The sequence below is a fragment of the Microlunatus elymi genome, from assembly GCF_007362775.1.
In the GTDB taxonomy this organism is placed as follows: Bacteria; Actinomycetota; Actinomycetes; order Propionibacteriales; family Propionibacteriaceae; genus Microlunatus; species Microlunatus elymi.
Genome location: NZ_CP041692.1, coordinates 2,795,844 through 2,807,609 on the forward strand (window position 1 = coordinate 2,795,844; position 11,766 = coordinate 2,807,609).

10 protein-coding genes are annotated in these 11,766 nt (G+C 68.7%); 4 read left to right on the forward strand and 6 right to left on the reverse strand.

What is annotated here, in order from left to right; translation table 11 throughout:
- Nucleotides 1-115: 115 nt before the first annotated feature.
- The 4 genes from FOE78_RS12585 to FOE78_RS12600 all read right to left on the reverse strand — a co-directional run bounded on the left by FOE78_RS12585 (nucleotide 116) and on the right by FOE78_RS12600 (nucleotide 5,494).
- Nucleotides 116-2,245, reverse strand: a complete 2,130-nt coding sequence (locus FOE78_RS12585) for a 3-hydroxyacyl-CoA dehydrogenase NAD-binding domain-containing protein (RefSeq protein ID WP_143986600.1) — start codon at nucleotides 2,243-2,245, stop codon at nucleotides 116-118.
- The gene (locus tag FOE78_RS12590) at nucleotides 2,242-3,471 is read right to left on the reverse strand and encodes a thiolase family protein (RefSeq protein WP_143986601.1); all 1,230 of its coding nucleotides are present in this window, start codon (nucleotides 3,469-3,471) and stop codon (nucleotides 2,242-2,244) included. Before FOE78_RS12590 ends, FOE78_RS12585 begins: the two co-directional genes overlap by 4 nt.
- Before the next feature lie 80 nt (nucleotides 3,472-3,551).
- A complete protein-coding gene (locus FOE78_RS12595) occupies nucleotides 3,552-4,886 on the reverse strand; it encodes an HRDC domain-containing protein (RefSeq protein ID WP_228265813.1) in 1,335 nt (444 codons plus the stop codon).
- The gene (locus FOE78_RS12600; RefSeq protein ID WP_210414562.1) at nucleotides 4,883-5,494 is read right to left on the reverse strand and encodes a DUF3000 domain-containing protein; all 612 of its coding nucleotides are present in this window, start codon (nucleotides 5,492-5,494) and stop codon (nucleotides 4,883-4,885) included. The genes FOE78_RS12595 and FOE78_RS12600 overlap by 4 nt, the downstream gene beginning before the upstream one ends.
- Before the next feature lie 70 nt (nucleotides 5,495-5,564).
- Here FOE78_RS12600 and hemE point away from each other — a divergent pair, with 70 nt between their 5' ends.
- The 3 genes from hemE to hemQ all read left to right on the forward strand — a co-directional run bounded on the left by hemE (nucleotide 5,565) and on the right by hemQ (nucleotide 8,952).
- Nucleotides 5,565-6,677 (forward strand): uroporphyrinogen decarboxylase, encoded by a 1,113-nt coding sequence (gene hemE, locus FOE78_RS12605; RefSeq protein WP_210415073.1) that lies wholly within the window; start codon nucleotides 5,565-5,567, stop codon nucleotides 6,675-6,677.
- On the forward strand, nucleotides 6,674-8,167 hold the full coding sequence (hemG, locus tag FOE78_RS12610; RefSeq protein ID WP_143986603.1) for a protoporphyrinogen oxidase: 1,494 nt from the start codon (nucleotides 6,674-6,676) through the stop codon (nucleotides 8,165-8,167). Before hemE ends, hemG begins: the two co-directional genes overlap by 4 nt.
- Before the next feature lie 104 nt (nucleotides 8,168-8,271).
- Nucleotides 8,272-8,952, forward strand: coding sequence for a hydrogen peroxide-dependent heme synthase (gene hemQ / locus FOE78_RS12615; protein ID WP_228265814.1), 681 nt, complete (start codon nucleotides 8,272-8,274; stop codon nucleotides 8,950-8,952).
- A 17-nt stretch (nucleotides 8,953-8,969) separates the two neighbouring features.
- On the opposite strand, the gene msrB is transcribed toward hemQ, so the two are convergent.
- Nucleotides 8,970-9,407 carry a peptide-methionine (R)-S-oxide reductase MsrB gene (gene msrB, locus FOE78_RS12620; protein ID WP_143986604.1) on the reverse strand — a complete coding sequence of 146 codons (438 nt, stop codon included), beginning with the start codon at nucleotides 9,405-9,407 and terminating at the stop codon, nucleotides 8,970-8,972.
- 399 nt (nucleotides 9,408-9,806) lie between these two features.
- Here msrB and ligD point away from each other — a divergent pair, with 399 nt between their 5' ends.
- Nucleotides 9,807-10,889, forward strand: coding sequence for a non-homologous end-joining DNA ligase (ligD, locus tag FOE78_RS12625; RefSeq protein WP_143986605.1), 1,083 nt, complete (start codon nucleotides 9,807-9,809; stop codon nucleotides 10,887-10,889).
- A 3-nt stretch (nucleotides 10,890-10,892) separates the two neighbouring features.
- On the opposite strand, the gene FOE78_RS12630 is transcribed toward ligD, so the two are convergent.
- A complete protein-coding gene (locus tag FOE78_RS12630) occupies nucleotides 10,893-11,672 on the reverse strand; it encodes a pyrimidine reductase family protein (RefSeq protein ID WP_168207504.1) in 780 nt (259 codons plus the stop codon).
- Nucleotides 11,673-11,766 lie beyond the last annotated feature (94 nt).

Genomic DNA, 11,766 nt, shown 5'->3' on the forward strand with positions numbered 1-11,766 from the left:
GAGCCTGTCGAAGGGGCGTGAACGAGTTACCGACGGGGTTGCGTTCCCGGTCCTTCGACCGTCTCAGGAGCCTTGGGGGCGTCTCGGTCCTTCGACAGGCTCAGGACCCTTGGGATCAGGATGGTTGGGCGACGCTCGCGATGCCGCGGGGGAGGAAGCGCTGGCCGAGGACCTTTTCCGAGATGCCGGTGCGATCCAGGTACGGGGTGATGCCGCCGTCGTGGAAGGGCCAGCCGGCTCCGAGGATCAGGCAGAGGTCGATGTCCATCGGCGCCGCGACCACCTTCTCCTGCAGCATCAGGCCGATCTCCTCTGCCAGCGCGGAGGTTGCTCGCTCGAGGATCTGCTCCGGCGTGCTCGCGTTGTCGCCGACGGTGAACATCTCCTTCACCTCGCCCGGCACGTACGGCTGGCCGTTCTCGTCCCAGTCGTAGAGCCCGCGCCGGCCCGACTCCACCCACGCACGCAGGTTCGGCGAGACACCGAATCGGTCGCCCAGCTTGGCGTTCAGCGTCTCGGCGACGTGCAGGGCGATGGCCGGGCCGACCAACTGCGTCAGCACCATCGGCGTCATCGGCAGCCCGAGCGGACGCAACGCGTTGTCGGCCACCTCGATCGGCGTGCCCTCGTCGATCGCGGCGATCACCTCGCCCATCAGCCGGGTCAGCAGCCGGTTCACCACGAACGCCGGCGCATCGGAGACGATCACCGCGTTCTTCTTCAGCTTCTTGGCCACCGCCAGCGCGGTCGCCACCGTCTCGTCGTCGGTTCGCTCACCGCGGGCGACCTCCAGCAGCGGCAGCACCGCGACCGGATTGAAGAAGTGGAAGCCGAGCACCCGCTGCGGATGATCAAGCTCGGCGGCCATCTCGGTCACCGACAGCGACGACGTGTTGGTGGCCAAGATCGTTTCGGCGCTGACGTACTTCTCCAACTCGCCGAAGACCTGCTTCTTCACCGCCAACTCTTCGAAGACGGCCTCGATCACGAACTCGCAGTCGGCGTAGTCCGCGTAGTCGGTGGTGCCGGTGATCAACGCCTTGAACCGGTTGACGGTGTCGTCGTTGATCCGTCCCTTGGACCGCAGCTTGTCGATTTCGCTGTGTACGTAGGCAATCCCACGGTCGACCCGCTCCTGATCGACGTCGCTGATCACCACCGGCAGCTGCAGCCGGCGCAGGAACAGCAGCGCCAGCTGACCGGCCATCAACCCGGCACCGACCACGCCGATCTTGGTCACCGGACGAGCCAGCCACGACTCGGGCGCTCCGGCGGGCTTACGCGCCCGCTTCTGCACCAGGTCGAAGGCGTACAGGCCAGAGCGGAGTTCGTCCGACAGCAGCAAGCTCCGCATCGCCTGGTTCTCCCGCTCGAAGGCGGCGAGTCGATCTTGATGCTTGGCGGCGGTGATCAACTCCAGAGCCTTGTACGGGGCCGGTGCGGCCCCCGAGACCTTGGCGTCGGCGATCTCACGACCCCGGGCGACCGCCTCGTCCCACGCGGCGCCGCGATCGACCTCGGGCCGCTCGACGGTGATCTTGCCGCTGATCACCTGACCGGCCCAGTCCAGCGACCGCTCCAGGAAGTCCGCGCCGTCGAAGATCGCGTCGGCGATGCCGAGCTGGTGGGCCTGCGGACCCTTCAGCATCCGGTTGTTGTTCAACGGGTTCTCGATGATCACCGTGACCGCGTTGTCGGCACCGATCAGGTTCGGCAGCAGGTAGGCGCCGCCCCAGGCCGGCACCATGCCGAGGAAACACTCCGGCAGCGCCAGCCCCGCCGCCGACGACGACACGGTCCGGTACGTGCAGTGCAAGCCGATCTCCAGCCCGCCGCCCAGCGCGAGCCCGTTGTAGAACGTGAAGGTCGGCACCGACGCGGTGGTCAGCTTCGCGTAGACCTCGTGACCGATCCGGGTGATCGCCTCGGCCTGATCGGCGTCGGTCAGCTTGGCCACCCCGGTCAGATCCGCGCCGGCGGCCAGGATGAACGGCTTGCCGGTGATACAGATCGCGGCGATGTCGTCACGAGCCAGCGCGGCGTCGATGGCGTTGTTCAGCTCGCGCAGGCTGCGTGGACCGAGCGTGTTCGGCCGGGTGTGATCATGACCGTTGTCCAGCGTGATCAACACCGCGGTGCCGGCGCCGTGCGGAAGATCAACATCGCGGCTGAGTGCCTTGGTGATCACCTCGTCGTCGGTCAGCGCGGCCGCTTCGGAGATGATGGTCGTCAGGTCCTTGCTCATCGCGCGGCTCCCTCGCCCGTGCCGGCCTGGCCGGAATCGCTGTTGTAGAAGGGGTTCTCCCAGATCACCGAGCCGCCCATGCCGAGCCCGACGCACATCGTGGTCAGGCCGTAGCGGACCTTGGGATTGTCGCGGAACGTCCGGGCCAGTTGGATCATCAGCCGGACACCGGAGCTGGCCAGCGGATGGCCGAGCGCGATCGCACCGCCGTACGGGTTGAGCTTGGGGTCGTCGTCGTCGACCTTGAAATGATCACAGAAGGCGAGCACCTGGACCGCGAACGCCTCGTTGATCTCGATCGCACCAAGATCATCGAAGGACAGATCGGCGCGCTGCAGCGCCTTCTCGGTGGCCGGGATCGGGCCGACGCCCATCACCTCGGGATCGACGCCGGCGAAGGCGTAACTGACCAACCGCATCGCGGCCGGCAGGCCCAGTTCGGCGGCGGTGTCCTCGGCGGCGAGCAGGGATGCGGTGGCGCCGTCGTTCAGTCCGGCAGCGTTGCCGGCGGTGACCCGGCCGTGCGGACGGAACGGGGTCCGCAGTCCGGCCAGGGCTTCCATCGAGGTGTCCGGCCGGGGCGGCTCGTCCTTGGTCGCCAGGCCCCAGCCCAACTCGGCGCTGCGGGTTGCGGTGGGCACCAGCGCCTCCTGGATGATCCCGTGCTGGTAGGCGTTGGCGACGCGCTGCTGGCTGAGCACCGCGTACGCGTCGGCCCGCTGTTTGGTGATCTCGGGATAACGATCATGAACGTTCTCCGCGGTGGATCCCATCACCAGCGCCGACTCGTCGACCAGCTTCTCCGCCACGATCCGCGGATTCGGGTCGATGCCTTCGCCCATCGGGTGCCGGCCCATATGCTCAACGCCGCCGGCGATGGCCACATCGTAAGCACCGAAGGCGATTCCGGAGGCCGTGGTGGTGACCGCGGTCATCGCGCCGGCACACATCCGGTCGATCGCGAAGCCCGGGACCGTACGGGGCAGGCCGGCCAGCAACGCCGCGCTGCGCCCGATGGTCAGACCTTGATCGCCGATCTGCGTGGTGGCCGCGATCGCGACCTCGTCGATCCGTTCCGGCGGCAGTTCTGGATGGCGGCGGACCAGCTCGCGAATGCAGTTGATCACCAGGTCGTCGGCACGCGTCTCGGCGTACATCGACCCGGCCTTGCCGAATGGGGTACGGACGCCGTCAACGTAGACGACCTCCCGGGAGGCTCTGGGCATGCGGTCATATTACTCACGAGTAACAACGGCGCGCGAGGGGTTGTCGAGGTCCGATTTCAGCCGCCCAGGAGCAGCGGACGTCACGCGTCCACGAGCAGCGGAGTGATCAGCGGAACGACGATCTCACGCTGCCAGGGTCGAGCCCCGAAACCGCCGAGCAGATCGTTCACACTCCGCTCGGTGAGCTCGGTCGGCGGCCGCCAGGTCAACCGGCGCAGGTAATCGGGGGTGAGCAGATTCTCTGCCGGCAGGTTCAGTTCCTCGGCCTTGTCGGCCAGCGCGTCCCGTACCCGGTAGAGCCGGGCGGCTGCGACCGGATCCTTCCCGGCCCACAGCCGGGCCTGCTGCGGCGGGCCGGACGCGTGCCGGTGCAGCGCGGGCAGCTCGCGCTCCGACAGCGCCAGCGCACGTTCCAGAGCGGCGACCCAGTTGGCCCGATAGCGAGCGGCGGCGCGGCGATTGAAACCCGGCACCTCCCGGAGCGAGGAAGCCGACGGGTTGCGGATCGCGGCCAGTTCGGTGATCGCAGAGTCCGGCAGGATCCGACCGGGTGCGTTGTCGGTGCGGCGGGCGATCTGGTCGCGGCTGTGCCACAGCTCGGCCACGATCGCCAGCCCGCGCCGCGACCGGATCTTGTGAATGCCCGACGTCCGGCGCCACGGGTCGGGCCGGACCGCGGCCGGCCGTCCGGCGCCGGCCGCGAGCCAGGCGAACTCCTGCCGGGCCCACTCGTCCTTGCCGGCCCGAACGAGTTGCTCGGCCAGCGCGTCACGCAGTTCGACCAGCAACTCGACGTCGAGGGCGGCGTAGTTCAGCCACTCCCGGGGCAGCGGCCGGGTGGACCAGTCGGCGGCGGAGTGCTCCTTGAGCAGCCGGACCGAGAACACCTCCTCGATCAGGGTGCCGAGATTGACCCTCGGATAGCCGAGCAGCCGACCGGCCAGTTCGGTGTCGAACAACCGCTGCGGAATCAGGTTGACCTCGGCCAGACACGGCAGGTCCTGGTTGGCGGCGTGGATGTCCCACTCGGCGTCCTCGATCGCCTCGGCCAGGTTGCTCAGATCGGCCAACGGCCGGGTACGCGACGATCTGGTCCGAGTGCCGGCGGCTTCGCCGTGGCTGATGCCATCCGCGGCGGCGGCCTCGGCCAGGGCGACCGGGTCGATCAGGAAGGTGCCGGCATCGTGGCGGCGAAGTTGAATCAGGTAGGCCCGCTGGCTGTAGCGGAAACCGTGGGCGCGTTCGGCGTCGATCGCGACCGGTCCGCTGCCGCCGGCGAGTGCGTTGATCGCCGTACGGAGTCCGGCCATCTCGCCGATCACCTCGCCGAGGCCCTCGGACGGCTCGTTCAGGACCCGTACCTCGGGGGGATCGGCCTCGGGCGCGTCGGAATCGTCGGCTCCCGCGCGGGTCACCGTTGCCGACCGGTCCGTCCCTGCGGCGACCGCCGGGACGGCATCGAGACGACCCCTTCGGGCAGCGGCGGCAGACCTGCGGTCATGCACAACAACTCGGCCCAGCCGGTCAGATGCGGAGTGATCGGCTCGCCATCCTCGATCTCCGGGGTCCAGGAGGCGCGGATCTCGACCTCGGCGCGCGGCGGTTCGTCGGCCATCCCGCCGAACGATTCGCTGGACACCGAGGTGACCGTCCCGCTGGGCGAGTGGAAGCCGGCCTGATGGCCGGTCAACGCGTCGATCAGCCAACTCCAGCCCACCGATCCGAGCAGAGGATCGGTGACCATCTCGGGGTCGACCTCGGCGCGGGCGAAGGTGACCAGCCGGAAGGTGCCGCCCCAGGCGGCGTTGCCGGCGGGATCGTGCAGCAACACCAGCCGGCCGCTGCCCACCTCGTCGCCGCCGATCACCACGTCCGCGGTGATGGCAGCGGCGAACGGCGCAATCCGTTGTGGTGCAGGGATCTCCTCGATCTGCAGCTCGGGGCGCCAACTGGCAGACCGGATCTGCCGCAGGACTGTCTGGAAGCCGTCCGGCGGTGCCGGCTTCACCTGGTTCGCACCCACGGCTGAGAGCCTATTCCGCGGCACCCACACCCGATCGTCTCGACGCGCCGCCCGTGAAAAGATTCAGCACGTGTCCGCCACCGAACCTGCCCACTCCGCTACCTATGCCCGGCCCGCCGCTGCCGTACCGCCGGACTCGGCGGAGCCGGTGCTGCTGGCCGCGGCGCGGCGGCGGCAGGGCGAACGGCTGCCGATCTGGTTCATGCGGCAGGCCGGCCGATCGCTGCCCGAGTATCACCGGGTCCGTGAGGGGGTCGGCATGCTGGAGGCCTGCGCCCGGCCGGAGCTGGTGACCGAGATCACCCTGCAGCCGGTCCGCCGCTACGGCGTCGACGGTGCGGTGCTCTACAGCGACATCGTGGTGCCGCTGCGGGTCGCCGGGATCGACGTGGACATCGTCGCCGGCACCGGCCCGGTGATCGCCGAGCCGATCCGCAGCCGCGGCGATCTGGATCGGGTTCGTCCGCTGGATCCGGGCCGTGCCGACTTTGTCGCCGAGTCGGTCCGGCTGCTGGTGGCCGAACTCGGCCCGATCCCGCTGATCGGCTTCGCCGGTGCCCCGTTCACCCTGGCCAGCTACCTGATCGAGGGTGGTCCGAGCAAGGACTACGCCCGCACCAAGGCGATGATGGTCGGCGATCCCGAGTTGTGGCACGACCTCTGCGGCCGGCTGGCGGACATCGCCGCGACGTTCCTGACCGTGCAGGTCGAGGCCGGTGCGCAGATCGTGCAGCTGTTCGACTCCTGGGCGGGCAGCCTGGCGCCGGTCGATTACCTCCGCTTCGTCCAGCCGCATTCGGCGGCGGTGCTGGCCCGGGCGGCGGCACTGGGAGTGCCGAGCATTCACTTCGGGGTCGGCACCGGCGAGTTGCTGCCGGCGATGGCCGCGGCCGGACCGGACGTGGTCGGTGTCGACTGGCGGGTGCCGCTGGCCGAGGCCAGCCTCCGGATCGGGCCGGATCATGCGGTTCAGGGCAATCTCGATCCGGCCCTGCTGCAGGCGCCCTGGCCGGTGCTCGCCGAACGGGTTCGCGACGTCATCCGCTCCGGAGCTCATGCGCCGGGGCACATCTTCAACCTCGGGCACGGGGTGCCGCCGAACGCCGACCCGGACGTGCTGACGAAGATCGTCGAGCTGGTGCATGCCGAAGGGCCGGCGTTGCGGGCCGAGGCGCTGGTGTGACCCGAACGATCCTGGTGGTCGGCGGCGGCATCACCGGTCTGGTCGCCGCCCGCCGGCTCAGCGAGCAGACCGACGCCGAGATCATCGTCTGCGAGTCCTCGCCCCGGCTCGGCGGCAAACTCAACGGGGTAGCGCTGGACGACCTCGGCGACCTTGATCAACAACTGGCGCTGCAGGATCCTGAGCAAGGCGGCGGACCGCAACGCAACCCACTCGACACTGAGTTCACCGTGGACGCCGGCGCCGAATCGCTGCTGGCCCGCCGACCGGAAGGTCTGCAGTTGATCACCGAGTTGGGACTCGATGATCAACGCGTGCATCCCACCGCGTCACGGGCACAAGCCTTCCTGGCCGGGCAGATCAGGTCGCTGCCGCCGAGCAACCTGGGCGTGCCGACCGATCTCGACGCGCTGCGCGGCTACCTGACCGACGCCGGGCTGGACCGGGCCCGTACCGAAGTTGATCTTGATGCACCGCCGCTGACCGGCGACGTGGAGATCGGCCGGTACGTGGCGACGAGGTTCGGCGACGAGGTCACCGACCGGGTGCTGGAGCCGATGCTCGGCGGGGTGTACGCGGGGCAGTCCCGCCGGCTTTCCTTCCAGGCTGTGCATCCGGCCCTGTTCACCGAGGCCTCGCGGGGCGGTTCGCTGCTGGCCGCAGCGCAGCGGGTGGCAGCAGCGGCGAAACGCAGCAATGATCACGGCACCGGTGACGAAGGTGTCGCGCCGCCGGTGTTCGCCGGGCTCATCGGCGGCGTGAACCGGTTGATCGGCGCGCTCGTTGCTGATCTTGAACGTCGCGGCGTCAAGATCCTGACTCGGGCCACGGTGCGGTCGCTCACGCGGAAGTCCGGACGGTACGAGGTGATCACCGGTCCGGTCCCGCAGCCGAAGTTGATCATGGCCGACCGGGTGCTGCTGGCCATCCCGGCAGCACCGACCGCGCGGCTGCTCACCGGCTTGTCGCCCGCGGCGGCGGCCGGACTGGCCGAGATCCCGTACGCGTCGATGGCGGTGATCACCTTCGTGCTGGCCGGAGCCGAGCTGCAGGGTTCGGGGCTGCTGGTGCCGCCGGGGGAGTTGCCGACGATCAAGGCGTTCACCTACTCGTCCAACAAATGGGACTGGATCAGGGAGCGGGCCGAGGCCGATTTCGGACCCGGCACGGCCGTGGTCCGGGCCAGCGTCGGCAGATTCGGCGAGGAACAGCTGTTGCAGGTCGATGATCAACAACTGGCTCGCCGAACACTCGCCGAGGCGCGCGGATTCGTGCCGGGTTTCCAGAGCGTGCGACCGCTACGGGTCCGGGTGCAACGCTGGGGCGGCGGCCTGCCGCAGTACCTGCTGGACCATCGCCGCCGGATCGCCGACATCCGGACCGCGGTCGCGGAGCTGGACGGCATCGCGATCGCCGGCGCGTACACCGACGGCGTCGGCCTGCCCGCGTGCATGGCCAGCGCAACCGCCGCCGCCGACACCCTCCTCTGACCGACTTGTCAGAAGGTGGTGGCCTATAGCCCAACCACCTTCTGACAGCTCGGAACCGGAGCGCAGAATGGGGGCGACGTTGACGATGAACGGAAGGAACTGCGGTGAAGGCGCGGGAGATCAATGACACGATCCGCTACACGATGTGGTCGGTGTTCCGCCGGCCGAAGCGGCCCGAGGGGGATCCGGCGGAGCTCGCCGCAGATGCGTTGGCCGACATCGAGAAGGCCGCGGACGGCGAGGATCTGACCATCCGCGGCTGGTACGACGTGGCCGGGTTGCGGGCTGACGCGGATCTCCTGGTCTGGTGGCACGCCCCGGACATTCAGGTGCTGCAGGATGCCTATCTCGCGTTCCGTCGATCGGCGCTGGGTGATCAACTGGAGTCAGTCTGGTCGCAGGCCGCGCTGCATCGGCCCGCCGAGTTCAACAAGGGCCACGTGCCGGCGTTCATGTCCGGCGAGGACCCCAAGGCGTACGTCTGCGTGTACCCGTTCGTCCGCTCGTACGAGTGGTATCTGCTGCCCGACGCCGAACGGCGCAAGATGCTGGCCGAGCACGGCATGATGGCGCGTCCGTTCCCGGGAGTCCGGGCCAACACGGTGTCCTCGTTCGCGCTCGGCGACTACGAGTGGATGCTGGCCTTCGAGTCCGACGAACTGCATCAGATCGTCGACCTGATGCGCGAACTGCGCAAGGCGGAGGCGCGCCGGCACACCCGCGCCGAGACCCCCTTCTACACCGGCCGCCGGCGCGAACTCGCCGACATCGTCGCCACCTGGTAAGCCGACTTGTCAGTGGGTTATTCCGCGGGTTCCAGGGACAGGCTGATGGAGTTGATGCAGTAGCGCAGGTCGGTGGGGGTGTTGTAGCCCTCGCCCTCGAAGACGTGGCCCAGGTGCGAGTCGCAGGCTGAGCAGCGTACCTCGACCCGGCGCATGCCCAGCGAGTCGTCGGTGATGTAGCGGACCCGGTCCTCCGCCAGTGGGGCGAAGAAGGACGGCCAACCGCAGTGGCTCTCGAACTTCTCGTCACTGCGGAACAACTCGGCACCGCAAGCCCGGCAGCGGTAGACGCCCGCGGTCTTGGTGTCTGTGTACTCGCCGGTGAACGGCCGCTCGGTGCCGGCTTCGCGCAGGACGTGGAACTCGGCGGCGCTGAGCTGCCGGCGCCACTCGTCCTCGGACTTGATGATCTTGCCCACGCCGGCGGCTGGGGACTGGTTCTGTTCGGTGGTCATATCGCTTCCTCCTACGTCGATCCGCCCGGTGCAACACACGCAGCCCGCGGGACGTTCCCGCCTCAGCGTACGCGGGAACCGGCGACCGGATCTCGGGCGGTGAAGGTCCGCCGGAGCCTCCACGGCGCGAGCTTGGATTCGGGACGGCACGGAGAAGATTCCTGGAGCAGGGAGCCGAACACGCTCCCGCGCGAATCGCAGGCGGCTAGACACCCATAGACCGTCCGCGAGCGCCGGAACCTCCTTGGATCCGCGAGCGCGGCCCGTGGTCGGGCTGGGGGCTGAGAACTCGACTCGTGCTGGAGAGTTGCCGCGGCTCGCCGGCTCACGGATGTCCGAATTCCCGGATCCGAAAGAGAGCGGGCCGCGGACCGGCCAGGGCGGATAGGGTGAGGGCTCATGGCGACCCCGAAGGCCGAGTTGACCATCGGCGACCGCACCGTCGCGGTATCGAGTCCGGACAAGATCTACTTCCCCGAACCGGGGCTGACCAAGATCGACATCGTCAACTACGTGGTCGCGGTCGGCGACGGCATCCTGCCGGCGTTGAAGGATCGGCCGACCACGATGGAGCGTTGGCCGGGCGGCTTCCGGGAGGGCGCCAAGCTGAGCACCCGCGCCGACCCGCGCGGGGACGCGTTCTATCAGAAGCGGGCACCGAAGAACACGCCGGACTGGGTACGCACGGCCGAGATCACCTTTCCCTCCGGCCGGACCGCCGAGGAGGTCTGCCCGCACGACCTGGCCAGCATCGTCTGGATGGCCAACCTCGGCACGCTGCGCTATCACCCCTGGGCGGTGTCGGCACCCGACACCGACAAGGTTGATCAACTTCGCATCGATCTTGATCCCCAGCCCGGTACGGATTTCGCCGACGCGATCGAGCCCGCGTACGAGTTGCGGCAGGTACTGGACGAGATCGGATTGACCGGTTTCTGCAAGACCAGCGGCGGCCGCGGCATCCATGTCTTCGTACCGATCAAACCGGACTTCGGCTTCATCGAGGCGCGGCATGCGGTGATCGCGGTCGGCCGCGAGCTGGCGCGTCGGATGCCGGAGCAGGTGACCGTCGACTGGTGGAAGGAAGAACGCGGGGAGCGGATCTTCATCGACTTCAACCAGATGGCCCGCGATCGGACGATCAGTTCGGCCTACTCGATCCGGCCGACGCCGAACGCGCGGGTGTCGGCGCCGTTGCAGTGGGACGAGCTGCGCGACTGCCGGCCGGACGACTTCACCGTGCAGACCATGATCACCAGGTTCGCCGACGGCGGTGATCGGTGGGCCGACTTCTATCGCGGTCAGCCCGGTGATCTTGCTGCCGCCCTCGAGCTCTATCTGCGCGATGAACGTGATCATGGTCTGGGCGAGCTGCCGTACCCGCCGGACTACCCCAAGATGCCCGGCGAGCCGCCCAGAGTCCAACCCAGCAAGAAGGTCGCCGGCCACTGGGACGAACAGGGCAACAGAATCGAGTCGTAGCTCTCAGGAGTGCGCGCGGTGGCCGCGGAGATAGCGCAGCAGCAGGGCTTGATCGTCGGCGGCGATGCAATGCGCCAGCTCGTACGGTTCCGGCTCGAGCAGGGCGCCGGCGGTGGTGCGGCTGGCGTGGCCCCCGATCACCAGCGGCGACAGGGTCAGGCAGATCTCGTCCACCAAACCCGCGGCATGCAGTTGGCGGCTCAGGTGCGGTCCGCCCTCGCAGAGCACGCGACGCAGTCCGCGGTCGGCCAGCGCGGTGATCAACTCCTTGCAGGGCACCAGATCATGATCATCCAACTCGATCAACTCGACATGATCAGGCGTCGGTCGAGCCTCGCCGGTGGCATGCGGTGCGATCAAGATCACCGGGCCGCCCTGCTCGCCGGCCGCCGGTCGAGCGAGATCATCAGGCAGGTCCCGACTGCGGGAGATGATCGCCAACGTCGGGTACGGTGCCAACCCGAGCCGAGACCTCAGCTCGCGTTGCCAGGGTTCAAGATCAACAGCCCGGTAGTGCTCGGCCCGAGCAGTCCCGGCGCCGATCAAGATCACGTCGGCATGCGCGCGTTGCAGCGCGAACACCTTGCGATCGCTGGCGGTGTTGATGCTGCCGGACCGACCGTCCGGACCCTGAGCCGCCCCGTCCAGGGTGCTGACGAAGTTGGTCCGCACCCAAGCCCGATCGCCGGGATCGGGATGCCGGTACAGCTCGGAGAGCCCCGCATCGGTGATCGAATCGCGGGACACGCCCGGGCCGGCGAGCAGGTGATAGCTGGTGGTCACGGCTTCGACCCTAACGGGAGCTTGTACGCGGCCAGGCTTTCGGGCAGCGCCCCGCAGCCGACCTCGGGCGGCGGGGACTCGTACGGGCTGGACG